The organism is Shewanella sp. Isolate11 (assembly GCF_022398315.1).
Classification (GTDB): Bacteria; Pseudomonadota; Gammaproteobacteria; order Enterobacterales; family Shewanellaceae; genus Shewanella.
The window spans coordinates 89,938-115,555 of record NZ_JAKEVF010000004.1 but is presented as its reverse complement, the minus strand read 5'-3'; the positions used below and the strand labels follow the sequence as shown (position 1 = coordinate 115,555).

The 25,618-nt window shown below is 47.5% G+C and carries 19 protein-coding genes; 15 read left to right on the top strand and 4 right to left on the bottom strand.

Annotated elements, in window-relative coordinates; translation table 11 throughout:
• The first annotated feature begins 8 nt into the window (after positions 1-8).
• Positions 9-1,511 carry a pitrilysin family protein gene (locus L1D21_RS11525; protein ID WP_239845392.1) on the top strand — a complete coding sequence of 501 codons (1,503 nt, stop codon included), beginning with the start codon at positions 9-11 and terminating at the stop codon, positions 1,509-1,511.
• Complete coding sequence (locus L1D21_RS11520; protein WP_239845391.1) at positions 1,508-2,977, top strand: insulinase family protein; 1,470 nt, start codon at positions 1,508-1,510, stop codon at positions 2,975-2,977. Before L1D21_RS11525 ends, L1D21_RS11520 begins: the two co-directional genes overlap by 4 nt.
• Positions 2,978-3,053: 76 nt before the next feature.
• Here L1D21_RS11520 and glnE read toward each other — a convergent pair whose 3' ends face one another.
• Positions 3,054-5,930 (bottom strand): bifunctional [glutamate--ammonia ligase]-adenylyl-L-tyrosine phosphorylase/[glutamate--ammonia-ligase] adenylyltransferase, encoded by a 2,877-nt coding sequence (gene glnE / locus L1D21_RS11515; protein ID WP_239845390.1) that lies wholly within the window; start codon positions 5,928-5,930, stop codon positions 3,054-3,056.
• A gap of 235 nt (positions 5,931-6,165) precedes the next feature.
• Between glnE and L1D21_RS11510 the strand changes: the two genes are divergently transcribed.
• From L1D21_RS11510 to L1D21_RS11475, 8 genes are all read left to right on the top strand, one after another.
• On the top strand, positions 6,166-7,122 hold the full coding sequence (locus L1D21_RS11510; RefSeq protein WP_239845389.1) for a hypothetical protein: 957 nt from the start codon (positions 6,166-6,168) through the stop codon (positions 7,120-7,122).
• 9 nt (positions 7,123-7,131) lie between these two features.
• A complete protein-coding gene (locus L1D21_RS11505) occupies positions 7,132-8,043 on the top strand; it encodes a DUF350 domain-containing protein (RefSeq protein ID WP_239845388.1) in 912 nt (303 codons plus the stop codon).
• Between the two features lie 10 nt (positions 8,044-8,053).
• A complete protein-coding gene (locus L1D21_RS11500; protein WP_239845387.1) occupies positions 8,054-9,781 on the top strand; it encodes a polyamine aminopropyltransferase in 1,728 nt (575 codons plus the stop codon).
• Positions 9,782-9,857: 76 nt separating this feature from the next.
• The gene (locus L1D21_RS11495) at positions 9,858-10,271 is read left to right on the top strand and encodes a DUF2170 family protein (protein WP_239845386.1); all 414 of its coding nucleotides are present in this window, start codon (positions 9,858-9,860) and stop codon (positions 10,269-10,271) included.
• Positions 10,272-10,333: 62 nt separating this feature from the next.
• Positions 10,334-11,020 (top strand): PspA/IM30 family protein, encoded by a 687-nt coding sequence (locus L1D21_RS11490; RefSeq protein WP_239845385.1) that lies wholly within the window; start codon positions 10,334-10,336, stop codon positions 11,018-11,020.
• Positions 11,021-11,099: 79 nt separating this feature from the next.
• Positions 11,100-11,747, top strand: a complete 648-nt coding sequence (locus tag L1D21_RS11485) for a DUF4178 domain-containing protein (RefSeq protein WP_239845384.1) — start codon at positions 11,100-11,102, stop codon at positions 11,745-11,747.
• A 73-nt stretch (positions 11,748-11,820) separates the two neighbouring features.
• A complete protein-coding gene (locus L1D21_RS11480; RefSeq protein ID WP_239845383.1) occupies positions 11,821-12,153 on the top strand; it encodes a hypothetical protein in 333 nt (110 codons plus the stop codon).
• Positions 12,154-12,201: 48 nt separating this feature from the next.
• Entirely contained in the window at positions 12,202-13,008 is an 807-nt protein-coding gene (locus tag L1D21_RS11475) for an ion transporter (protein WP_239845382.1), read from the top strand.
• A gap of 117 nt (positions 13,009-13,125) precedes the next feature.
• Here L1D21_RS11475 and L1D21_RS11470 read toward each other — a convergent pair whose 3' ends face one another.
• On the bottom strand, positions 13,126-14,613 hold the full coding sequence (locus L1D21_RS11470; protein WP_239845381.1) for a CYTH domain-containing protein: 1,488 nt from the start codon (positions 14,611-14,613) through the stop codon (positions 13,126-13,128).
• Positions 14,614-14,868: 255 nt separating this feature from the next.
• On the opposite strand from L1D21_RS11470, the gene L1D21_RS11465 reads away from it, so the two are divergent.
• The 4 genes from L1D21_RS11465 to putA all read left to right on the top strand — a co-directional run bounded on the left by L1D21_RS11465 (position 14,869) and on the right by putA (position 21,106).
• The gene (locus L1D21_RS11465) at positions 14,869-15,549 is read left to right on the top strand and encodes a TIGR00153 family protein (protein WP_239845380.1); all 681 of its coding nucleotides are present in this window, start codon (positions 14,869-14,871) and stop codon (positions 15,547-15,549) included.
• 24 nt (positions 15,550-15,573) lie between these two features.
• Positions 15,574-16,842: an inorganic phosphate transporter gene (locus tag L1D21_RS11460; protein WP_239845379.1), complete on the top strand. Its 1,269-nt coding sequence runs from the start codon at positions 15,574-15,576 to the stop codon at positions 16,840-16,842.
• Positions 16,843-17,041: 199 nt separating this feature from the next.
• Positions 17,042-17,617, top strand: a complete 576-nt coding sequence (locus L1D21_RS11455) for a TIGR04211 family SH3 domain-containing protein (RefSeq protein ID WP_239845378.1) — start codon at positions 17,042-17,044, stop codon at positions 17,615-17,617.
• A 309-nt stretch (positions 17,618-17,926) separates the two neighbouring features.
• Positions 17,927-21,106: a bifunctional proline dehydrogenase/L-glutamate gamma-semialdehyde dehydrogenase PutA gene (gene putA / locus L1D21_RS11450; protein ID WP_239845377.1), complete on the top strand. Its 3,180-nt coding sequence runs from the start codon at positions 17,927-17,929 to the stop codon at positions 21,104-21,106.
• A 132-nt stretch (positions 21,107-21,238) separates the two neighbouring features.
• Here the strand turns inward: putA and cydC are convergent, their stop codons facing one another.
• Together cydC and cydD are read right to left on the bottom strand one after the other, a co-directional pair.
• Entirely contained in the window at positions 21,239-23,056 is a 1,818-nt protein-coding gene (gene cydC / locus L1D21_RS11445) for a cysteine/glutathione ABC transporter ATP-binding protein/permease CydC (protein ID WP_239845599.1), read from the bottom strand.
• A gap of 14 nt (positions 23,057-23,070) precedes the next feature.
• Positions 23,071-24,912: a cysteine/glutathione ABC transporter permease/ATP-binding protein CydD gene (gene cydD, locus L1D21_RS11440; RefSeq protein ID WP_239845376.1), complete on the bottom strand. Its 1,842-nt coding sequence runs from the start codon at positions 24,910-24,912 to the stop codon at positions 23,071-23,073.
• 309 nt (positions 24,913-25,221) lie between these two features.
• On the opposite strand from cydD, the gene L1D21_RS11435 reads away from it, so the two are divergent.
• Complete coding sequence (locus L1D21_RS11435) at positions 25,222-25,440, top strand: hypothetical protein (protein WP_239845375.1); 219 nt, start codon at positions 25,222-25,224, stop codon at positions 25,438-25,440.
• Positions 25,441-25,618: the final 178 nt, after the last annotated feature.

The window sequence follows — 25,618 nt, the reverse complement described above, 5'->3', positions numbered from 1 at the left end:
ATAGACACTTGAACAGAGAACATACTGAAGGATTAGTTACTCGACTAAAAATAAGCCTCGGTCGGAATTTACATCTGAGTTTAGCGCTTTTATCTGGTTTATTTCTTACTCTAAGCCCCCCCATATATGCCGATGATACCGCTTTAGAGGCCGAGCAAGAAACTCGCTTACAAACACTCGCAGCTCCTTTATATCGCTTGGAGCAATCAATCGAATACCATAAATTAGACAATGGGTTACAGCTCAGGTTACTCCCCCTTGAACATAAGCATAGCGTTGCGATTGCCAGTCAATTTGCTGTGGGTTCACGCAACGAAACTCAAGGTCAAACCGGTTATGCTCACCTGTTTGAACACATGCTATTTAAAGGCAGTCAAAATGCGCCGGGAGACAGCTACGCGCAAACCATGAGTTCCTTGAGCGGCCAGTTCAACGCCAGCACCTTTTTTGATCAAACCAATTACTATCTCAATGTGCCGAGCAAGGCGCTGCAATTAGCGCTGTTTCTAGAGTCAGACCGATTTATTCGTCCAGATTTAACCCTAGAAACGGTTACAAACCAGCAGCAAACTGTATTAGAAGAGATGGCCACCACCATAGATAACCAGCCCTACTTGCGACCCGCGATGGAGTTGTTACTCCAACAAGTTCAAGGCACACCATATAGCCATGCCGTTATCGGTAGTAGAGCCGATATTCAAGCGGCGACACCTGCCAGCTTACTGCAATTTCATCAGCGCTTTTATCGACCCGACACCATGCAATTAACCTTAGTCGGCCAGCTGCCAAAACAGAGTCTAACCTGGGTCGAAAATTATTTTTCCACCTGGCCAGCACCGCAACATCAAGCCCAAACCTTTAGCGCGCCAAAGATTCAACGTCAGTTTGTGCATCAAGAAATTATCGATCCTCGTGGCCCTTGGCCCGCACTCCTCTTAGCTTGGCATACCGTAGGAAAAAACCATGCCGATGCCGCGGCGCTCAGTTTGGTCGAGTCTTATCTATTACAGAGTCGCACTAGCTTGTTAACCCAACAAAGCCTGACCAATCCTCAACAACTATTGAATTTTTCCTTGCCGTTATCGATGAGAGATATTGGCGTGATGAATCTGGTTATGGTTCCTAGAGCTAATGTGTCCCTTGATGCACTCACCGAACAAGTCAGCGCCATGATTAACCAGCTAGCCAGCGAAGGCATAAGTGAAGAGACACTCACCGAACTCAAACGCCAAGCACTCAACAAGCAACTGAGCCAACTGGATAACGATATCGCCTTAGCCACATTACTCAGTAACACCCTTGAGCAAGATCAGGCAACACCACTAAGTGGCCCTTGGCAACGAATAAATGCGGTCACTGTCGATGATATTCGTCGCGTCACCCAAACCTATTTACAACCAGGCATGGTGCGGCTCGACTTGCTGCCTTCTTGGTATATTCGCTGGGGGAAAACCTTGTTGGAGTGGCTACCCAAATCTTGGAGTGATAGTTTGGAGGAGAAAGCCTTATGATAAGCATCCGCCAACGTCTGTTCAGTTTCGGGCTATTTAGCTATTTAATCCTCTGTGCCGGTTGTCAGCAGACCCAGCTCAACTTCACTGCAGTACAATCGCCCACGCCACCTGAGTTTACCCCGCTCAATAGCGCTCCTAAATTGGCCGAAGTTCAGCCTGAACAAGAGGGTAAGCCAGCCTTTGCCCCAAAAGTCAGCAGCCTAGATAAGCAACACCATATTCATCTATTGCCCGGAGTGCCCTCGGCACTGAACCGTATTCATTTGGTCGCCGTCAGCCCCAATAAACCCTATGCCAACATCGATATTCTATCTAAGGCGTTTTCGGAAAAGGCACTGTGGCTCGCCAACCAAACATCGGCCACCACAGCCGACATTAACTGCGCAAACAGCTTTAATATCCAAGCAAGGCAACACAGTATTAGTTTAAGTTTTCGCTGTGAAGATGATCAGCTCACTCAAGCCGTCGGGTTATTAGCCACACAGTGGGCGACTAATAGCTTTGATAACTTGGATATTGCCAAACTTAGACGCACGCTGGCACTCAATAAACACATCAATGCCTTTAGCGGTAATGAAATTGAGCAAGTATGGGCTGAAAAAGTGTTAGGCAAGACTCACCCTTACAATCAATCGGTGAACGATACGGCACTGCAACAGCAATTAACCTTAAGCGATTTAAATCGACTGCGTCAGCAAGCTGTTGAGCAGAGCCAATGGCACCTGATCATTGAGCGAGACAATGATATTTCAACCAGTGACAAGCAAAAGCTTGAGCTGCACTTAGCCCAACTCGACTCTGTCGCAACAAGGGCAAATGGCTACCAAGATGACTTTCGCCCTTACGGTAAAACCCTGTTTGTCATCGATGCCCCAAACAGCGTGCAAACTCAAGTGAGGGTTGGCTATCACTTATTTGTTAAAGACGATACCAGCATTCAATGCCAGCAGCTTAGTCTATGGCTCGGACGCAGTTTTTCCGGGCGACTCTATTATGACCTGCGTGAACAACGCGGGCTGACTTACGGCATCTATGGACACTGTTTCGATAACCCTCTATCTCGCACATTAAAGTATTTTGGCAGCACTCAATTGCAACACACTGGCGCGTTCATCCGGGGGATATTAGATCACTTCGCCTTAGCGACAGAGCGAATGGCACCTCAAAGAGAAGTGAATGCACTCAAGCAGTATTACCTGAGCCAGCAAAGTTTGTTGCTCGATGATCCCAGTCGCCGCAGCCAACGCTATATCGAGCTGCTGACTCAGTCTCGTCAATGGCAATCGCAGCTCGAGGAGCAAAGTGAATGGCAGGCATTATCGCCTGCGAGATTACAGCAAGCGGCGCAGCAACAATTTGGCCAAATACCGGTTATCGTGATCCGTGGCGATCTGGATAAGATAAAGCCAGACTTGCAGGCAAAACTGCCTGACTGGCAGATCACCCTCGTCTCGCCTCAATAACCCTTATTTTATTAGCGAACAAATTATTAGCTGATAGTTTGTTAGCCGTAAGCCTCTGCAGATGTACAGCCAGAGGCTATTCACTACGACCTAAAATAAACTCATAGATGTCCAACACCCGCTGGGCATGTTCGGCAACTTGTTCGAGAGGCAAGGTGGTATTTGCCTGCTGCAGAGTCAAATGGTGACTCTCATCGCGCAGATAACAATAGGCTTGAGTTAAGTATTGCGCGCGAATGTCGGTGATCAATTCCAGCTCAGACAACACCTCGAAGATACGCACATTATCCGACCAAATCGCTAACTCTGGATATTCATGGGTATTGGCCAACACCAGATACTGGGCGATAAATTCAATATCGGCGATCCCGCCGGCACTCTGTTTAAGGTCGAAGCACCCTTCATCAACCTTAAGCAAATGAGCGCGCATCTTCTGGCGCATCTCGCGTACCTGCTTGGCTAATTCTGCCTTATCTCTGGGCAGGGCTAATACTTCGCCCCTTAGTTCACTAAAACGCGCCGCGAGACGATTCTCACCAAACAACACTCGAGCGCGAACTAATGCCTGATGCTCCCAGGTCCAAGCTTCCTCTTTCTGATAAGTGCCGAAATTCTCAATCTCACTGACCAATAATCCCGACGCGCCAGAGGGACGCAAACGCATATCCACTTCATAGAGTTCACCGGAAGTGGTGCGAGTAGAAAACAGGTGCAATACCCGCTGTGCCAACTTGAGATAGAAATGGCCAATATCCAACGGTCTATCGCCATTGGTTTGCAGACTGTCAGGATATTTCTCGCGGCTGTAATCATGCAAAAACACCAAGTCGAGGTCCGAGCCGTATCCCAGTTCTATCCCGCCCGCCTTACCATAGCCGATCACAGCAAAGCCCATTTCGCCGTTTTGCAGATGCGACGGCACACCATGACGAGCGGTTATTTGATGCCATGCCTGAGCCACCACCTGCTCGATAATCGCTTCGGCTAAGAAAGTCAGATGGTCGCTCACCTGCATGACCGGCAAAACGCCAGTGACATCGGCGGCGGCAATCTTCAGCTGCTGCGACAGTTTAAACTGACGCAGAGCCTCCATCTGCTGCTCCATATCCTCTTCAGGCACGCGCAGCAAATATTGCCGCAGTTCACTGGGGTAATCATCGAGGGAGGTGGTGTCATAAAGATGTGCAGGATCGATCAGTTCGTCCAACAGCATAGGAAATTTGGCCAGCTGCTCACCAATCCACGGACTGGCAAGACACAGGCTGACTAATTGTTGCCGCGCACCGGGGTTTTCAAATAGCAATTCGAGGTAAGTGGTTCGGGTCAAAATTTGATCTAACACTTTTGACACGGGAGCAAACGCTTTAGAAGGTTGCTGCAGATGACTAAACTCCTGCAATAACAAAGGCATTAGTTTATCTAAGGTGTCTCGGCCACGTGGACCTATGGTGCGTTTTGCCACCGTCGCGCGCCAATCTTTAAGTGCAGGCCAAAGCGCCTCATCTTCAAGACCTTGCTCATTCATCAAGCCGTGAGCATCGCTGTCTTCTTGAACATTCCACAACTGCTGAGTCCAAAGATCATTCACTTCATCGCTGTCTTGACCGCCCACGGTATCTTTAAAATAGCGGTGGATCTTAGCCATGGCCGCATCTATTTCACTGCGCAGCTCGGCTTCATCGGCCATATCCATAGGTAAACACAAACGCTGCCAATCCAAGTTCGTTTCCGGCAAGGTTTGGGTCTGCTGATCGCCAATAGCCTGCAGTAAGTTTTCAACTCGACGCAGCAGCAGATAACTGTGTTTCAGTTCATCTACGGCTAAATATTCTAATTGCCCAAGGCTGTAGAGAGTATCGATAGCGGCAAAAAGGCTCTGTTGACGCAATGCGGGCTCGCGGCCACCACGAATAAGCTGAAAACTCTGCACCACAAACTCGACTTCACGAATGCCTCCGGCGCCAAGCTTGATGTTGTCGGTTAGCTGTCTGCGTCTCACTTCTTGGGTGATCAACTGCTTCATCTTACGCAGTGATTCAATGGCAGAAAAATCGATATAACGGCGATAAACAAAGGGACGCAACATGTCGTGCAGTTCGTCGCTATAAGCGCTCCAAGGGCCAAGGGCACGTGCCTTGACCATGGCATAGCGCTCCCAATCTCGTCCCTGCTCCTGATAATAATCTTCAAGGCCACTAAAACTGACCACCAGCGGGCCACTCTCGCCATAGGGGCGCAGACGCATATCGACGCGATACACAAAACCATCGACCGTCACTTGATGCAATAAATTAATCAACCGTTGTCCCATACGAATAAAGAACTGCTGATTATCTTGCGCCCGTCGGCCACCTTGGGTTTCGCCATGTTCAGGGAAGGTAAAAATAAGGTCGATATCGGAAGAGAAATTTAACTCGCGGCCACCCAGCTTACCCATACCCAGAATCATCAATGGCTGAGGATTTCCCTCGCTGTCACAAGGAGTGCCAGACTGCTGGCACATCTGAGTGTAAAGCCAATCGCGTCCGGCAATGATCAAGGCTTCGGCTAGAGCAGATAGATCCAATAAGCTCCCTTGCAGCTCGGCATAATTACCAAAATCTCGCCAGGCAAGGCGCACCATTTGTCGGTTGCGATAACGGCGTAAAATCGCTTTGGCTTGCTCTTCATCACTCACGCCACTCAATAATGAATCAAGCTCAATGGAGAAAGACTCGCGATCTAATTCGGTTAATTGTCCTTCCAATAACGACACCACCCAATTGGGATGACGACAAAGCTGCTCGGCAACAAATTCACTCAAGCCCATTATCCGTTGTAACTCGGTGGTCTGCAGGCTCGTTAGCTGTTCTTGCATGTCAGGACATGCCTCAAGCAGGCGCTGCCAATGCTGTTGTGCAACTTGTTCCATCTCTGCGGGTAACGCCTGACTGCTACTATTTTCCATTGCCAAAACAATCCCTAACATTTAAACGGTCGACATAATATGTCTTGAGTGATATAGATATATGTCATTATCTAGCGCTGTGGTTATCTGATTTATACTAAGCCCGCATAAAAAACCAATGGGATAGATCATTAATCATACATAAGGTTACTATAACCCATCTAGCCGCTATATTATGCAAAGAAGTGATGAACTGATCATCTGATATCAGTCTCAATCTAACTAATTTTATGGAGAAAACATGGCAGCGACGCTAATGCGCGTTTTCACTCTACTGTTAATCCTCACCCTCAGCGGTTGTGGAGATGATAGACCAGAGAAAATCGCCAAATTTCAGCAATTAGCTCAAGAGCGGGTCAGCACCTTGGGCAAAATGCTCGATAATGGTGAGATCCGCAACGCTAACCTACTCAAGCAATACAGCAATATCCTCGAAGGTCAGAAGTCAGATTTACGTCCGCTTTTACAAGAGCTAGCCAAAGATGGCAGTAGTCAGGGCCCAATGTATCTGTCGCTGCAACGTCGTCTGAGTGAACTGGGTAATGGCAATAATTTTGTCGATCTCGACCAGCAATTAGACGAAGCGCAAAACCTCTATCAAGCCGCCGATCCAAGCCTATTTAACGATATGCTGTCCGATCCGGTTAACGTAGTGGCCGATATGTCAGATGGTGCCCTCGCCCGCGTAAACTCCATCAGCCGCGAAGCCGCTGTGCTCGCTAACGGCGCCGAAGACTTTGGTGCCGGTAGTCAGTTAGTGGGTAATCCGTCCTATGGTAGCTGGCAAACCGGTTCTAACGGCATGTCTTTCTGGGCTTGGTACGGTATGTACTCTATGTTCTCCAATATGGTGCGCGGCCCCGTTTATTATGATCGTTGGTCGAGCCGGCGTAATTACAGCTATTACAACGATGTTGGCCGCTACCGTTATACCTCGCCGAAACAGGCAAGGGCGCAAAATCAAACCTTTGAACGCACGCAAAAGCAGTTTAATAGCCAGGGTAAACGCTTCTCTAGCCCTTACGCTAAATCACGCGCAGGCTCGACGAGTCTGTCGAGACAGAGCGCCAGCGTGCCAAAAAGCAGTTCGGTAGGTAAAGCCAGCAGCGGCAGCAAGTTCCGCTCTAACTACTCCAAGAACAGTAATTTTAGAAATTCAGGAAGTCGCACGACTCGCGGTGTCCGTCGAGGCAAATAGGAAATAGTCATGACAATCTTTGAAAACTTTTTTGCCGACATTGGCATCACACAAGATCTCGCCATCATACTCTGTATCGATCTGGCGATCGCCATAGTGCTATTAACCGCCATGCGCTATCTCCAAGGCTGGACAGTTAAAGTCAGCAGCACCCATGAACTCTCCGAACGCGACAATTTCGCCTTCGGTATCAGTACTGCAGGCGCGGTTGCTGGACTCGGTATTGTCTTGAGCGGCGCCATCACAGGTGAAGCCGCACAATCTTATCTAACTGAGGCCATCGGCATGACCGCCTATGGTGTTTTTGGTTTGATATTGATAAAACTTGGACGATTCTTGCACGACAAAATCGCCTTAAATGAGATAGACAAAAACGCCTTAATCATCAAAGGCAATATCTCTGTCGCCATTGTCGATGCCACCGCAGCCATTGCTACCGCCATCATTATTCGCGCGGTTTTAATTTGGGTTGAAGATCTCACCCTAGATACCTTTATCGCCATTTTCAGTGCCTTCGTCATTTCGCAGTTGATGCTGGTATTGCTGCTGCGTATTCGTGAAAAAGGCTACGCCAAACGTCATCAAAACACTTCTATGCAAAATGCTTTGGCCCAAGGCGAAACCGCCCTGGCACTGCGCCATAGCGGTTATATGTTAGCCATGGCGCTGAGCTTTAACGCCGCCAGTCACTTTATCATCTACTCGCCTGAAGCTTATCTCGGCAATGTGCTTGGCTGGCTCGTGTTCTCGGTGATCATGTTAATTGCGCTGTCGCTATTGCAAACCTTAGTGAAGAAGTTAGTACTGGCTAACATCAACCTGACTCAAGAAGTTGAGCAACAGCAAAATATAGGTATCGCCGCCGTAGAACTGGCTATCAGCGTTGCCATCGCCCTGATCCTCACCAGCCTAATGGTGTAAACCAGAACCAATGCAATCTCAACATACTGCAGCGCCAACTTCGGTTGGCGCTAAACGTCTGAGCTGGTTTGATGACGTTTTATTACTGGGCATCATGGCGGTTCTCGCCGGCTGTGGCCTAATCTACGAATACCTCCTATCCCATTATGCAGGACGCGTACTCGGCGCACTCGAGGCCGCCATTTACACCATGATCGGCCTAATGATTGTCTCCATGGGCTTTGGCGCGTTTGCCGCACGTAAGATCCGCTGTGCTTTTACCGGTTTCGCCATCTTAGAACTGAGCGTCGCCTTAGTGGGGTCCTTGGCTATTTTAATCACCGCAGCGGTGATTGGCTTTGGTCAACAACTGCCGATGATCATTGCCAGCACTATCGGTCTGCCACCGGATCAACTTCCCGAAGGCGGCTTTATAGGCACCTTACAACGCTTGAGTGAATACTTACCTTATGTGTGGGGCGTATTACTAGGCTTAATGATCGGCATGGAAATCCCGCTTATTGCTCGGGTAAGGCAGTCTTTATGTGATGAGCATTTGATGCACAATGCCGGTACCATCTATGGCGCCGATTATATCGGTGCCGGTATCGGCGCCGCCATCTGGGTTAGCCTGATGCTGGCCATCGATATTCAGTTAGCTGCCGCGCTCACCGCCAGTTTTAACCTGTTAGCTGGACTGATATTTATCTGGCGTTTCTGGCACAAGATCCGCCGAGTAAAACTGCTTCTAGTAGGTCATCTTATTGCCAGTGTGGTTTTATTGATTCTCGCCAGCCACGGTCCACAATGGGAGCAGCAATTTAATAACTTGCTCTATAAAGACAAGGTGATTTTCGCTAAATCGACACGCTTTCAGCAGCTTACCTTTACCGAACGGTTACGAGGCAATGCCCTTCCACCAGTCTACTCCATGTATATCAATGGCCGACTGCAGTTCTCTAGTCAGGATGAACATATTTATCACTCTTTCCTTGTGCATCCGACGATGGAAGCCAGCGCACGGCACAACAAGGTGTTAATCATAGGCGGTGGTGATGGTTTAGGACTCAGACAAGTATTTAAGTGGCAGCCACAACAAGTAACACTGATGGATCTCGATGCCGATCTGCTCAAACTGTTTCAGTCTGGCGATCCGCAGATGCCGACTCGATTAGCCGATGCACTCAAAGCATTAAATGGCAATGCCCTTAACGATAAACGCCTACATCTTGTCGTTGATGATGCCTTTAATGGGGTCGATAAACTCATTAAACGCGGCGATAAATATGATGCCATTATTGTGGATCTGCCCGATCCGAGCCATCCAGACCTAAATAAACTCTACTCTGATATGTTCTATCGTAAGCTCAAAGAGCTGCTCAGCAGTGATGGCGCGCTTACGGTACAATCGACTTCGCCATACCATGCACCCAAAGCGTTTATCTCTGTGGGCAAGACCTTAGCCGCAGCAGGGTTTGACGTTAGCCAATATCACCACAATGTGCCCAGTTTTGGCGAATGGGGTTGGAGTATAGCGACCCTATCGGGCAAAAATGCTAAGCAACGTCTACAAGGATTAACTAAGCTATCCATCGAAGAAAACTGGCTGACGCCAGGGATGATTAGGGGCAGCTTTGAGTTTCCAGGCAATTATTACGATCACGCCGATCAGATACAGCAAAATGCCATAGGCTCTATGCAGCTGTATCGCTATCATCAGCAGGCCTGGTCAGAAAATCAAAATCTAAGCCTTTTTTGAGATAAAAATAGCACTTGACATATTATGTCTCGGTGCTATCTTTAACCGCAGACATAATATGTCAATAAGGACAAATATGAACATTCACACTATTGCCAACCATCTTAATAACCTGGGCGATCAGAGTCGCACCGGATTTCAATTCGATTGCTATCCCATCGATGGTGATGTTGAGGTGTTACAGGTCAACTTAGTAGGACGCGAAGAGATCCCTGTATTTGTATCGGTTACTGAAAATCAGGTGCTTTGTATTAGCTACCTCTGGGGCGAAGACGAAGTAAAACAAGAGCGCCGCAGCGAGATGTTTGAAACCATGTTAGAGCTCAACATCCCTATGCCACTCTCCTCCTTTGCCAAGGTGGATGATAAATATGTGGTCTATGGTGCGCTGTCGGTGCAATCGAGCATGGAAGAGATAGAACAGGAGCTATCAGTATTGTCTGATAACTGCCTGGAAGTGATTGATGAATTACATGAGTTTTTAAAGTAATCAACAACCTAATTTAATCATCTAGTGATTGACGCAATCATTAGGCTGTAAGGAGTCTCATTATGGGTATTCTAAATAAGATTTTAACCGCTTTCCGCGGTGGCGCGACCGAAGTCGGTCAAAGCATTGTCGATGCCAACTCGACCCGAATTTTCGAGCAAGAGATCCGCGATGCCGAGAAGCACCTCACCAAAGCCAAGCGTGAACTGACAGACGTAATGGCAAAAGAGATGCAAGCCAGTCGTGAGATCGACCGTCTTAAACGCTCGGTCAGCGAACACGAAGGTTATGCGACTCAAGCACTTGAGAAAAACAACGAAGCGTTGGCATTAGAAGTGGCCGAAAAAATTGCCCAACTCGATCAAGAATTGGCCGAGCAACAAGCGGCCAGTGACAGCTTTAGTGCGCATGCAACACGCTTGAAAGATTTAGTGCGTAAAACCGAACGTCAGCTAACCGATTACCAACGTCAGTTATCTATGGTCAAAACCACTGAAAGTGTGCAAAAAGCCACGGCGACAATTACCGACTCATTCGCGAGCAGTAACTCTAAGCTGCTGAATGCTAAAGACTCACTAGAGCGTATCAAGGCACGTCAGCAGCAGTTTGACGACCGCCTAAAAGCATCTGAGAACCTAGCCGAAGAAAACAGCGATAAGTCGCTGCAAGCTAAGCTAGCCGAAGCCGGCATCGGTGAGCAAAAATCAGATGCAAATGCGGTACTTGAGCGCCTAAAAGCGCGTAAATAATCGCAGTATGATTGAATCAAGCACTTGATGCGTCAGCCTCAGGTGCTTTTCAATATTTAGCTAAGGCCAGGAGCACAACATGGGATTCTTAAAAGGGCTTTTTGGTAAAAAAGCACCACCACCAAGACAACTTAATCACCCTAATGATCTGCAACTCGGTGACATGATCTCCATGGATGACAGTTTTGCCTTGCCGCCACAGCTGCGCGGTCAGCAATTGAGAGTCGAGTCTATCAATACCTACGAGTTCGAGCGCAAACAGCAAACTGAATGGGTGTTAAAAGGCCACGGCAATAGCAACGTATTTCTATCATTAGATGAAGATGACGAAACCTATCTGTGTTTATCGATCAAAATTAATCGCGCTCAAGTCGAACAGCTATTCGATTTAGACGCCTTTAGCGATATTTTTGAAGAAGATATTCAGGCAATACTCGATTTACAAGGTGAAGCGCCAGAAGAACTATCACAATGGCTTGCGCCGCAATATCATCAAGTTAACTACGCTCAGTTTGGCTATTTCCATCGCCAAGATTATCGCGGCCAACGTCCACCACAAGACGAAGGCCTGAACCGTGGTGATGCATTCGAGAGTTATCAACTGCTCGATGCTGAAGAAGATTTTGCTATCGATATTGAGGTCTATGAAGGGGGTGAAACCGATGTCTTATTAACTCAATACCGTCCCTTGAGTGACATTCGTGAGTATTGGCCTGGCAGCAACTAAGTTCATTCAATGCGCAAGCTCAACTAGGCTTTGACAAATAGACATCATTAAGGCGAACCACTAAGGTGAGATAATGACTAAGAGTAAAAATCCACTTCCAGAACAATGGCAGCAAAACCAAAAAGCGGCCAAAGCTACCCAAGTCGCCTTCGATCTCGATGAACAGTTTCAGTATTCCATTCGCAAGGCCGCCCTCGATGCCGGAGTCAGTCCATCGGATCAAATCCGCAATATTTTAGGTTTGTCGGTTACCAAGCGTCCGAAACGCCCTAGATTGACGGTTTCATTGAGCCTGGAGGATTATCAAATATTGGCACAAAAGTATCAGCTTGATCCCAGCGAGCAACTGGAGATCAAACGCCGCGTGCTCGATGATTTAGTGCATTTTGTAGTCAACAAAGAATAGCGTTATCATCAAAACAGAATAATAAGTGTCTATTTAGGAAACAATTTCATGGCAGATAAAAAGCGTTGGTTGCTCCCCATCAATGAGGCACCAACGCCATTCCAAATAGCAATGATGCTGTTATCACTCATTTCAGTGATCGTCGTGTTAACCATCACCTTCGGTAAATTAGAAACCGAGACTCGCCGCTTACTGCTATTTGTCGACACCAGTATCTGCAGCATCTTCATCAGTTATTTCTTGATTAACCTATTTAGAGCCGACAGCAAACTCGATTACTTCAAAAGAAACTGGATAGATTTAGTCGCCAGTATACCCGCTATCGAACCCCTGCGAATGGCGCGACTATTCCAAATTCTGCGCGTGATCCGCCTACTTCGGATGACACGCTCGATTCTTATTCCTTTGATGAAGCAGCGTCGTCAGGCGACCCTAGCCAGCTTGTTGGTGGCCATGGTCAGTATATTAACCTTTTCATCTATGTTGATCTTGATAGTCGAAGCCGGCGATCCCCAAGCCAATATTCACACTGCCGAAGATGCAATTTGGTGGTCTTTAGTCACTATTTCGACTGTAGGTTATGGGGATTATTATCCGGTCACCACTATAGGACATGTGATTGGTGGTGTGGTCATTGTGTGTGGCGTGAGTTTCTTCGGGGTTATCTCCGGTTATATGGCATCGCTGTTTATCGCGCCCGATGAGAGTGAAAAGCTAGAGAGTCAGCGACAAGAGATCCGCTGTGAAATTGAATCGGCATTGGCAAGAATGGAGCTAAATCAGCAGTCGCTACTGCAAGAGATTGCCGAGTTAAAACAGCAGCAAAAAGGCGCTAACAACAAGCCCGAAGATTAACCACAGCGGCTAATTCACTGGAACAGGCGCAAGAAAGCCCGCAATAAAAAGCCCACAATCAAAGACCGTGGGCTTATTAAAGTCAGTGAAAATACTGGCCAGTTAAGACACGACTCACTAGCGCCAATAGGGCTGCGACTTTAGCGCCCTGCGGCGTGAATGTTCCATAGCAAACAGCAAACTGTGCTCGTTATCATCCAGCCAAGTGTCGATAGTAATCCCAGCACTTTGGCTTAATTGACGCAGGCAACGATAGGCGCCTAAAGTGCGGATCCCTAAGATCAAATCTTGCCATGGAGCACGAAATTGGTCACGAGCTTTAGTGGAATACAGTTCACCATAGGCAAACCCAACTAAAATACTTTCATCTAACGCCTTAGCAAATGATTGATAATCTTCGCTATTAAACTGCGCTTCCGACGGCATTAGCTTAACAATACGTTGCCAGGACTCCTCTTGCATCTGATCGGCAAAGGCTTGTAAATCGATCTCTGTACCAACGTTAATCTTGCCAGCACGGCACGCAAACAGCAGATTAACCAGACTCAGTTGCAGATGGCCATAACCTGTATCTGCCAGCATAGACTGGATCGCCGTAGGCATGGCTAATTGGGTTAATCCTTGCTCAACCTCAACGATTATCGCTTCGCTCTCAGCCACACTGGCAAGCATCGCAGCGTCATCTTCCAGCACTTGAGTCAGGTTTAACCCCTGCTCCACATAATCAAGGTGTTGCTCTATGGCATCGATCTCTTGCTCAAGCTTTTGGTCGAGTAACTCAAACTGTTTAAGTGAGCAGCGGATCAGCCGAATACAAGCGCGTAACCGATAACTCAACAGCGGTAGTTGCGTTAAGTCGTCACTGGACTCAAGCAGCATAGACTCCAGTAACTGCCAGCGTTCTAGTCCTGTGCTCAATAGGGTGATAAAAGCTTGCTTAAGATCGCTCATCTTATCGAGCGCAATAAAGTCGAGGATCTCCAATTGCAAAGGACTCGACATTGCCGCCAATCGATAACCCCGCTGCGCCTTGCTGGCTCTGCCTAAACGCGCTGGAATTTTTTGCGTCACCTGCTCACCTAAACTCAGCAAAGCTAATGTGTCGCCTGCGAGCAACTCAAATTCCAATTCACATATGGGTTCACTTAATTCACCTGCACCAATAAAGCCGATATCCAGCGCAACTTCAACCAGACTTTCGTCAATATAGATATGCCAAATCATGCGGGTAAAATCGGTATCAAATAGCGAATAAAGTTGTTGTTGGACTTGCTGAATGTCGCCATTGTCTGGCCAAATCTGTTGCGGAAATAAACTTAAATCGACTTCGGGTTCACAAATATCAACATTATATTCAGGACGGGAATGCACTCCACCGACCACGGTTCCAGCTGTTTTAATGGTCTGTTCGAACTGCCCATTACAACCTCGTACACGCAATCCCATATCCCAATGTCGTAGTGTCAACTCTGGAGTATCGAAGTAACTATTACTAAGATGTTTTGATCCTTTTGGCTCACTATGAGGTAGACTATTTAACAGTGAGACTAGTGCTTCTCGTTCATTTTCGGGGAAAAATAGTTTAAGTTCTATTTCGGCTTCCATTCGCCAACTGCTCACTTTTTTTGGTTAACAATGATGTATTTGTCACAAATTGATCATTTTAAAGTCATATAAGATTCATAATGTAATATTACTGCAATAAATGACGCTTAAGATGTCGCTTTGAAGTTTATATATAACTCGTTAGAATAAAAACTGTCATTTTTTATGTAAAAACACAGTTTCAATGCGCGGACGCTTGGGTTAACATGCGCCCGCTTTTTCCAACAGTGGAATAACCTAAATAGGTAAACGGCAATGCCAGTAAACTCTATTTTGGGCGTGTTTGCAAAATCGCCAATTAAACCATTACAAGAGCACATCGACAAAGTATACGATTGTGCATCAATTCTTGTTCCATTTTTCGAAGCTACTGCCTCAGGTGACTGGGACAAAGCTGTTCAACTTCGTAAGCAAATCAGCCAAGCGGAAAGAGAAGCCGATGAACTCAAAAGAGAGATCCGCTTAACTTTGCCTGGTGGTTTGTTTATGCCGGTTGAGCGAACTGACTTACTGGAGCTACTTACCCAGCAAGATAAGATCGCTAACAAAGCGAAAGACATTTCAGGCCGTATCATTGGCCGTCAACTACTTGTCCCCGAAGCAATACAAACTCCTTTCTCTGCCTATTTACAGCGTTGTCTTGATGCTGTGGCTCAGGCAAAGCAAGCGATCAACGAACTGGATGACCTACTAGAAGCAGGTTTCCGTGGGCGTGAGGTCGATCTTGTGGCGAAAATGATTGGTGAACTCGATCAAATCGAAGAAGACACCGATGATCTCCAGATCAAGATCCGTCGTCAGTTATTTAGCATCGAAAATGAGCTAAATCCTGTCGATGTAATGTTCCTCTATAAGATAATTGAGTGGGTTGGAGACTTAGCAGATCTTGCTGAGCGTGTCGGTTCCCGCCTTGAGCTAATGTTAGCTCGCGTCTAAAACACAAGTTATCAAGGTATCAACATGGTTGATGTATTAGTCACCAATGGGCCATGGCTTATCGCCATCGCGGCCGCATTCGGATTTTTAATGGCGTGGGGTATTGGCGCAAACGATGTCGCTAATGCTATGGGAACCTCTGTAGGTTCAAACGCAATTACAATTAAACAAGCAATCATCATTGCAATGATCTTCGAGTTCGCTGGCGCTTATCTTGCCGGTGGTGAAGTTACCAGTACCATTCGTAAAGGTATCATTGACTCGTCTTTCTTTGTCGATTCACCTGAGCTACTGGTCTACGGTATGATTGGCTCACTATTAGCCGCGGGTATCTGGCTAGTGGTTGCTTCTGCATTAGGTTGGCCAGTATCGACGACTCACTCAATCGTAGGTGCGATTGTGGGGTTCGCCGCGGTCGGTGTCAGCACTGATTCTGTGGAATGGGGTAAGGTTGTCGGTATCGTGGGTTCTTGGGTTATTACCCCTGCAATCTCAGGTTTTATCGCCTTTACCATATTCCAAAGCGTACAAAAGCTGATTTTCAATACTGCAAATCCACTTGAAAACGCTAAACGTTATGTCCCTTTTTACATGGGACTGGCTGGCTTTGTTATGTCTCTGGTTACCATCAAGAAAGGCCTTAAGCACGTTGGTCTTCACTTCAGTAACGGTGAAGCCTATGCGCTAGCTTTTGCTGTTGCGGTATTGGTTGCTATCGGCGGTATGATTGCTATCAGACGTTTGAAGATGAACCCAAATGCCGATCACAAGACTCAATTCAGCAATGTAGAAAAAGTCTTTGCCATCCTAATGGTAGTGACGGCATGTTGTATGGCATTCGCTCATGGTTCAAACGACGTTGCTAACGCCATCGGCCCTCTAGCCGCTGTGGTTTCAGTGGTTAACAGTGGCGGTGAGATCTCCAGTAAAGCGGCGCTGGTCTGGTGGGTATTACCACTGGGTGCGGTTGGTATCGTATTGGGTCTGGCGATCTTTGGTAAGCGCGTTATGCAAACCATTGGTAAGAACATTACTCACCTAACTCCAAGCCGTGGTTTCGCAGCCGAGTTAGCAGCAGCCTCTACCGTTGTTATTGCATCAGGTACAGGTCTACCTATCTCTACAACGCAAACCTTAGTAGGTGCGGTTTTAGGTGTAGGTATGGCACGTGGTATCGCCGCAATTAACATTGGCGTAGTACGTAACATCGTAGTGTCTTGGGTGGTAACCCTACCTGCAGGTGCCGGCTTATCGATCATCTTCTTCTTTATGATCAAAGGTATCTTCAGTTAAGCTGACATCGCTTACTGCACACCAAAAAAGGAAGCCTAGGCTTCCTTTTTTATTGCATCAAGTCGCATACCCAAGCCACTTTTAAGGCTTAACAGCAGCTGAATTCACAGCATTCAACAAAAATATCCCCCTAACGCCTCTTGCAAAAAGCCCCCTAAATCCCTAGCATGTGGCAATATTTCGTTGAAGAGAACTCAAAGTGTTTAGACTCTTATCTATCATTGTCGTGATGTTACTATCACCTTCGCTTTTCGCAGCTGAGCAAACTCGTTATATTTCAGATGACGTTTTCGCCTATGTTCTTGGTGGCCCTAGCACTCAATACCGTATTGTCGGCAGCGTTGAAGCTGGCCAACCTATTACTTATTTAGGTGAAACCCAAGGCGACTACAGCAAAATCGTTGACCATAAAGGCCGCGAAGGTTGGGTTAAGAGTGAGTTTATTGCTAGCAGCAAGAGTTTTCGAGTTCAACTTCCTGAAGTACAAGCCAAGCTTGATAGCGTTCAGGCAGATTTCGATAAACTGTCAAATCAAACCGGTGATGATCAACAGTTAATCAGCCAACTAAAATCACAATTGTCACGAGCAGAGCAGCAATTAGAAACCGCGACTCGTGAACGAAACAAAGCCACCAGCGAATTAGCTAAGCTGCAAAACAATGAACGTTATGAAATGCTCAAGCAAGGCGGCCTTATCGCCGGTGTGGGTTTATTACTAGGGGTGATCATCGCTTATCTGCCAAGACCACGTCGTCGTCAGAAAAATCGTTGGTAAAGCCAAACTGATTTATAAGCCGAAGCCAGTGTCAAAATACACTGGCTTTTTTGTTGTTTTTACAGCTAATTTCTCTCAACCTATATATCCCCAATCCCTGATATACACTGAGCTAGCGCCAAGTTAGTCTCGCCCAAAATCAACAAAGCTCACATTCCATATCATAATAGTGTTCCTCATCACATTTTGTATGTATAATCCCCGCGCACAAGGCGCCAGATTGTATACAAAAAAAATGATAAGCGCCTAACTTACATATTGTTCAAGCTAAAACTGTCCCTAAATTAGGTCCAGGTGGAAGTTATTACTATGTTCAAAGCAAGTGAAGTTCTGACTGGTCATTATGACTCAGCTACCCTCGATGAGCTTTTTAAAGCGATCACGGACAACTATATTGTCGATGAAGAGCAATACCTCGGTGAACTGATCAAACTTGTTCCGTCAAGTGAAGCAGAAATCCAACAAATCACTCAACGCGCCCACGACTTAGTCAAAAAAGTACGTCAGTATGATAAGAAAGGCCTGATGGTCGGTATTGACGCTTTCTTGCAGCAATACAGTTTAGAAACTCAGGAAGGGATTATCCTGATGTGTCTCGCAGAAGCCTTACTGCGTATTCCTGATGCTGCTACCGCTGACGCGCTTATTGAAGATAAATTATCGGGTGCTAAATGGGACGAACACCTAAGTAAGAGTGACTCAACCTTAGTTAACGCTTCGACTTGGGGCCTGATGCTAACCGGCAAAATCATCACTCTAGATAGAGATATCGATGGTAAACCTAGTAGCTTACTGAACCGCCTCGTTAACCGTTTAGGCGAGCCTGTGATCCGCCAAGCCATGCTGGCAGCGATGAAGATCATGGGTAAGCAGTTTGTACTGGGTCGCACGGTTCAAGAAGCGCTGAAAAACAGTGTAGACAAGCGCAAACTCGGCTACACCCACAGCTATGACATGCTGGGTGAAGCGGCGCTAACGATGAAAGATGCACAAAAATACTTTGAAGATTACTCTAACGCTATTAGTGCACTTGGCGAGCAGCAATATGACGAAACCGAGGCGCCACGTCCGACGATTTCAATCAAGCTGTCGGCCCTGCACCCACGTTATGAAGTGGCTAACGAAGACCGCACCCTAACCGAACTTTACGACACTTTAATCAAGTTAGTGACTCAAGCTCGTAGCCTTAATGTAGGTGTATCGATCGACGCCGAAGAGGTGGACCGTTTAGAGCTTTCATTAAAACTGTTTAAAAAAGTATATAACTCTGACGCAGCTAAAGGCTGGGGATTATTGGGCATTGTGGTGCAAGCCTACTCAAAACGTGCCCTGCCAGTTCTGTGCTGGTTAACTCGTCTATCTAAAGATCAAGGCGATGAAATTCCAGTGCGTTTGGTAAAAGGCGCATATTGGGACAGCGAACTAAAATGGGCGCAAGTTGCCGGTGAAGCTGGCTACCCACTTTATACCCGTAAAGCGGGAACCGATGTATCTTACTTAGCCTGTGCGCGCTATTTGCTATCAGACAAGACTCGTGGTGCCATCTACCCACAATTTGCTAGCCATAATGCGCAAACTGTTGCGGCAATTACCGCAATGGCGGGCGATCGTAACTATGAGTTCCAACGTCTACACGGCATGGGTCAAGAGCTTTATGACACCCTACTTGCCGAAAGCGGCGTAAGTACAGTGCGTATCTATGCGCCTGTAGGCGCCCATAAAGATCTACTGCCTTACTTGGTGCGCCGCCTACTAGAAAATGGCGCTAATACCTCGTTCGTACACAAGTTAGTCGATCCTAAGACACCGATAGAATCTTTGGTTGTTCACCCTTTAACAACCCTACAAAGCTTTAAAACCCTAGCCAATAACAAGATAGTTCAGCCGATCGATATTTTCGGTGCAGAACGTAAAAACTCTATGGGAATCAATATGAACATCATCTCTGAATCTGAGCCATTTTTCGCTGCATTAGACAAATATAAAACCACACAGTGGACAGCGGGCCCTATCGTTAACGGTGAAACCCTCAGCGGCGAAACCATCGATGTTGTCAGTCCTTTCGACACCACTAAAATGGTCGGTAAAGTGGCTTTTGCTAACAATCAAGCGGTTGAGCAAGCCCTTGCCAGCGCACACAACGCCTTCGGTTCTTGGTGTTCAACTCCGGTTGCTGTACGTGCTAACGCGCTACAAAAACTGGCCGACTTACTCGAAGAAAATCGCGAAGAGTTGATCGCCCTTTGTACTCGTGAAGCGGGTAAGAGCATCCAAGACGGTATCGATGAAGTACGTGAAGCAGTTGATTTCTGTCGTTACTACGCTGTGCAAGCCAAGAAAATGATGGAGAAGCCTGAACTGCTTCCTGGCCCAACGGGTGAACTTAACGAGCTGTTTCTGCAAGGTCGCGGCGTATTCGTTTGTATCAGCCCATGGAACTTCCCATTAGCAATTTTCCTTGGTCAAGTTGCAGCGGCGTTAGCAGCGGGTAATACCGTGGTAGCTAAGCCAGCAGAGCAAACTTCTATTGTCGGTTATCGCGCAGTGCAACTGGCTCACCAAGCGGGTATTCCAGCCGAAGCATTACAGTTCCTTCCAGGTACTGGTGCGACCGTGGGTGCCACCATCACTGCCGATGAGCGTATTGGCGGCGTGTGCTTTACCGGTTCTACCGTAACGGCAAAACGCATCAACATGACACTGGCTGAGCGTAATGGCGCGATTATTCCACTTATCGCCGAAACCGGTGGTCAAAATGCCATGGTGGTGGATTCAACCTCACAGCCAGAGCAAGTGGTTAACGATGTCATTTCGTCATCATTCACCAGTGCCGGTCAACGCTGTTCTGCGCTTCGCGTACTCTTCCTACAAGAAGATATCGCCGAGCGCGTGATTGACGTAATGAAAGGCGCAATGAATGAACTGACCATTGGTGACCCAAGTTCAGTGAAAACCGATGTAGGCCCAGTGATCGATGCAATGGCTAAAGCCAACCTCAATGCACATATCGACCACATTACTCAGGTTGGCCGTTTGGTTAATCAGCTTGAGTTGCCTGCAGGTACTGAGAATGGTCATTTCGTGGCGCCAACTGCGGTTGAAATCGATTCCATCAAGGTATTGGAAAAAGAACACTTTGGTCCAATCCTGCATATCATTCGCTACAAGGCTGCCGACCTACCTAAGGTGATCGACGAGATCAATTCAACAGGATTTGGCCTGACGCTAGGTATCCACAGCCGTAACGAAAGCCACGCCCTTGAGCTGGCTGACAAGGTCAATGTCGGTAACGTTTACATCAACCGTAACCAAATTGGTGCAGTAGTTGGCGTACAGCCTTTCGGTGGCCAAGGCCTATCGGGTACTGGTCCTAAAGCCGGTGGCCCGCACTACCTAACTCGTTTTGTGACTGAAAAGACTCGCACTAATAACATCACCGCTATCGGTGGTAACGCGACGCTATTATCACTGGGTGACAGCGACGAGTAATCGTTCGCTAATCAAAAGCCGAGTAATCGCTCGCTAAACAAAAGCCGAGTAATCGTTCGCTCAGCCATAAATAAAAGCCAGTTGCTTAATCAACTGGCTTTTTTAATACTGCGACTTCAACACTATAAGCAATTAATGCAGCTGCTGATGCAGACTCAGATAATAATCGTCTTGCGCTAGCAACTGCTGATGGCTGCCACTGATGCGGATTTTTCCTGCCTCCATCAGGTGCACGCAATCCATCTTAGCCATGGCCGTTAAGCGGTGGCTGATCATCAATAGGGTTTTATCTTTAGCAAACTCAAGCAGCAGCGCCATGATCTCACGCTCGGTGCGCTGATCTAAGCCTTCTGTGGGTTCATCAAGCAAGAGCAATGGCGCATCACGTAACAATACGCGCGCTACGCCAATACGGCGTTGCTCGCCACCAGAGAGTTGTCGGCCACCTTCGCCAACCCAAGTATCGAGTGGCTTTTCTCCCTGAGTTAAGCTGCTAAGCCCAACGCGATTTAACACCTCAATCAGCAGATGATCATTGGCTTGTCGCTTGGCTTTACGATCGGCGCGGCTAAGTTGTTGCAGCTCATCTGAGTCACCTAACTGCGCCAAGATTAAGTTATCTCGTAAGGTTCCGGCAAACAGATAGATACGCTGGCTCATCACCGAAATTCCACGTCGCAGCGCCGACTCGCTGTATTGCTCAACAGGGCGATCATCGAGAAAAATCTCGCCCTGCTGCGCTTGCCACTGACGTAAAATCAGCGCCAACAGACTCGACTTGCCACAGCCCGTTTGTCCCAATAATGCGACTTTCTCGCCGGCTTTTATCGTTAAATTTATGCCATCAAGCACCTTATTTATCGGCTGAGTATTCGCCAGTACATCTTCATTAGCGGATTGATAACTAAACCCAAGCTGTTTTATCTCAAGCGCCCCGCGGCTAACTTGATGTTGCGCTTGGTTATCGAATACGATGCTTGGCGTTTGTAATGCCACTTCGTTAACCCGAGTCGCGGCGCACACACAAGCCGACAGGTGCTGAAATGCGCCAGCTAATGGCATCAACATCTCGATACAGGCAAGCGTCATAAACACCACTAAGGCCAACATAGGTCCAGGCGGCAGGGCATCACCCACCCCGTCGGCGGCCAGATAAAACAGCACCACTACAGCAAATCCATGGCATAACACCAACATCCCCTGACTCAATGCGGTGACATGAGCCATCGCCGCCTGACTGCTAAACAGCCTCGCTTCGGCGCTGTCGAGTTCAGCGCGAAAACGCCCTAGAGCACCAAACAAGGTCAACTCAGACTGACCTTGCAAATACTGCAGTAGTTGCACCCGTAAATGACGTTTGCACTCCAGTTGCGCAATCCCCGGCTGATGGCCCAAACGATAAAACAGCAGCGGCAGCAAGAGGCAAAACAGCAACAACAGACTGCACAGCGTCAATGCCAAATCGGTATCGAACCAGCCTAAAAACAGATACAAACCCGCAATCATCAAAAATGACGCAGCCATGGGGGTCATCAAACGCAGATAGAGATGATCTAAGGTGTCGATATCAGACACTAGTCGGTTGAGCAGATCGCCGCCGCGCAGTCCCTTTAAATCACTGGCACTCAAGGGCAGCAGCTTACGCCACGTCCAGCTACGCAAGTCAGTCAATAACTTAAAGGTTGCCTCATGGGTGGCTAAGCGCTCGCCATAACGACTGGCGGTACGGGCAATCGACAAGAATCGCACGCCCCCCGCTGGAGTAAAATAGTTAAACGCCTGCGCGGTCACCACACTCAACCCCGCCACTGCGGTCGCCGACAAAAACCAGCCCGATAATGACAATAGTCCAATACCAGCCATCAAGGTGGTGATGCTTAAAAACAGCCCGACAAACATCATTAGCCATTGACGTTTAAACAGCTTAAGAAAAGGCAATAACTGCTTCAATCCTTGCGTTCTCATTACTGTCCTCCTTCGTCAAGCGAGCCACCAACGGGCAGCTCATGACACATATCACGAAACAGTCCAGGCTGATTAAACAGCGCTTGATAGCTCCCCTGCTGCACTATTGCGCCATTATCTAACACCACAATTTTACTGGCCTGTTTTAGTGCATCTAAACGATGAGTCACCATCAGGCAGCTTGCTTTGGCGGTGGCTTGCTGCAATGCAGTCAGTACCGATTGTTCGCTAATACTGTCTAGGCTGGCAGTCGGTTCATCTAACAAAAACAGCTTGGCATCTTGTCCTAACGCACGGGCCAGACACAGACGCTGCGCCTGCCCTACCGAGACACCAGCACTCTGCTCATCGATAGGATGCACTAAACCTAACGCCTGCTGACGCACAAAGTCGCCGATATTGGCTTTATCGAGCAAGGCGTACACCTCTGCCTCACTCATATCTGGATTGCTCATGGCAACGTTGTCGAAAATCGAGCCATGAAATAGCTGCGGCTCTTGCCCTAACCAGGCAAGCTGACGGCGATAACTCACTTTGTCTAATTGACTCAGCTCGATATCATTTATCAACACGCTACCCTCATAAGGCAAAAAGCCTAACAGCATATTGAGCAAGGTGGTTTTACCTGCACCGCTCGGCCCCACCACGGCCAGTTGTTCTCCGGCTTCGATATCAAGATTAATTGGCCCTATGAGTGGCTGGCCTTGCAGACTACACACGCGCACATCACGCAACTTCACCGTCAGCGGCGCTAGGCTCATTAATGGCTTAGCCCCATGCTCAGTCGAGTCGGCTTGGTTTTGATTTTGGCTTTGGTTTTGGTTTTGGTTTTGGGTTTGCGCCTGATTTTGATGTTGCAACAGTTCCATTAAGGCTTCTGCCGCACCAACCGCCTGCGCCTTAGCATGATAATGTGTACCAAGATCCCGCAGAGGCTGATAAAACTCAGGAGCTAAGATAAGTACAAATAGGCCGGTAAATAAGGTCAGCCCTACGCCGTAATGCCCAAAGTCGAGATGATCTAAAAAGCTGAAACCGAAATAAACCGCCAGCACGGCAATCGATACGGCGGCGAAAAACTCCAACACAGCTGAGCTTAAAAATGCCATCCGCAGCACAGACATGGTGCGGCTACGCAACTCCTCTGAAGCGGTTTCAATCGCCTTCACTTCACTATCACCACGATAGAACAGCTTGATGGTTTCAAGGCCCTTTAAACGATCCATAAAGTGGCCACTGAGTCTGGCCAAGGCACTGAAATTTTTGCGATTAGCATCGGCTGCCCCCATGCCCACCAAGATCATAAATAGCGGGATTAACGGCGCGGTCGCCAATAAGATAATCCCCGCCGCCCAGTTGATAGGAAATACCACCGCCAGAATGGTCAAAGGAATAAATCCAGCCAACATCATCTGCGGCAGATACTTAGCATAGAAGTCCTGTAGGTCTTCCACCTGCTCCAACACGATACTGGCCCAGCTGCCTGCGGGTTTTCCTTTGATATACACAGGCCCCAGTTCAGTGAGTTTATCCAGCACAGCTTTACGGATAGCACCGCGCAGCAAACAGCCCGCCTTAAAACTGATGCGCTCTCGCCCATAAGCCAGCAAGGCGCGCAACACAATTAGCCCTGCCAGCAGGTAAAACTCGGTCATAAACTGGGTTTTAGGCAAGGAGTCGATAATCATCCCCTGCAACATGCTAGCCAGCAGATACGCTTGCAACACTAAGGCTAAGCCAGTAAGCACACCAAATAACACACTTAAATTAAGGTAGATGCCGCAAGCCGACTTTTGCTGTTTTAGCCAACGACCTAAGATTTTTTCGAGGGTTTTATCCATGAAACTCCGAGCGATACAAGGCGAGGATATAGAGTTAGATAACCTGAGTATCGCAGGCTCTTATTCAGGAATAAACCACTAATAAATCACGAGCGAGCTAATTGCTATCCGCCTCACAAAAATTGAGCTAGATCAAAAAACAGGGGAACTCGGTTTTATCTTGATGGAACCAGAACAAACAGCAACAAGGGCATCTTTCAAACGCTACTAATTCAGCTTGAGGTAGGTTAACTCTTTCTGCTACTTTGTTGAGCAGGAAACAGAACTTCCCCCCGAAATAGTTAACGCAATAAACTAAGAGGATGTTGTATGAAGCAGTTTTTGCCCCTTTTATCATTACTCGTATTACTACCAGCCTGTAGCGGTATGCAGCCATATCATGACAACGGTACAGAAACCCGGATTTCCCCAGATACAGGTCAAGAGGAAGATGTGGGTTATATTGCCGTTGGCGTGAAATCTGAAGAAAACGAAAAAGTCGATCTTAACTTCCCGAAAAAAGAAAAGCCTAAAGATAAAGGAAACTAAAAACAGCGAAAGCCGATTCCCGGGCTAGGATTGTCGACTAATACCTAGGATTGTCGACTAATACATGGCTTCGAAAACAACTCATTTTCTAGCCGAATGGAATAGCGCATGTAACACCTCGTATTTTTATTTCATGATAACTCTATGAAGTCGCTACTGTTCTAGGGTTTAGCAATGC

Bases quoted from the DNA above. Each gene is read 5' to 3' on its own strand.
- L1D21_RS11465 (WP_239845380.1), top strand. From the start codon at position 14,869: ATGCCAGTAAACTCTATTTTGGGCGTGTTTGCAAAATCGCCAATTAAA.
- L1D21_RS11505 (WP_239845388.1), top strand. From the start codon at position 7,132: ATGACAATCTTTGAAAACTTTTTTGCCGACATTGGCATCACACAAGAT.
- L1D21_RS11460 (WP_239845379.1), top strand. From the start codon at position 15,574: ATGGTTGATGTATTAGTCACCAATGGGCCATGGCTTATCGCCATCGCG.
- L1D21_RS11495 (WP_239845386.1), top strand. From the start codon at position 9,858: ATGAACATTCACACTATTGCCAACCATCTTAATAACCTGGGCGATCAG.
- L1D21_RS11520 (WP_239845391.1), top strand. From the start codon at position 1,508: ATGATAAGCATCCGCCAACGTCTGTTCAGTTTCGGGCTATTTAGCTAT.
- L1D21_RS11475 (WP_239845382.1), top strand. From the start codon at position 12,202: ATGGCAGATAAAAAGCGTTGGTTGCTCCCCATCAATGAGGCACCAACG.
- L1D21_RS11435 (WP_239845375.1), top strand. From the start codon at position 25,222: ATGAAGCAGTTTTTGCCCCTTTTATCATTACTCGTATTACTACCAGCC.
- cydD (WP_239845376.1), bottom strand. From the start codon at position 24,912: ATGGATAAAACCCTCGAAAAAATCTTAGGTCGTTGGCTAAAACAGCAA.
- L1D21_RS11470 (WP_239845381.1), bottom strand. From the start codon at position 14,613: ATGGAAGCCGAAATAGAACTTAAACTATTTTTCCCCGAAAATGAACGA.
- L1D21_RS11510 (WP_239845389.1), top strand. From the start codon at position 6,166: ATGGCAGCGACGCTAATGCGCGTTTTCACTCTACTGTTAATCCTCACC.
- putA (WP_239845377.1), top strand. From the start codon at position 17,927: ATGTTCAAAGCAAGTGAAGTTCTGACTGGTCATTATGACTCAGCTACC.
- L1D21_RS11480 (WP_239845383.1), top strand. From the start codon at position 11,821: ATGACTAAGAGTAAAAATCCACTTCCAGAACAATGGCAGCAAAACCAA.
- L1D21_RS11500 (WP_239845387.1), top strand. From the start codon at position 8,054: ATGCAATCTCAACATACTGCAGCGCCAACTTCGGTTGGCGCTAAACGT.
- L1D21_RS11485 (WP_239845384.1), top strand. From the start codon at position 11,100: ATGGGATTCTTAAAAGGGCTTTTTGGTAAAAAAGCACCACCACCAAGA.
- L1D21_RS11490 (WP_239845385.1), top strand. From the start codon at position 10,334: ATGGGTATTCTAAATAAGATTTTAACCGCTTTCCGCGGTGGCGCGACC.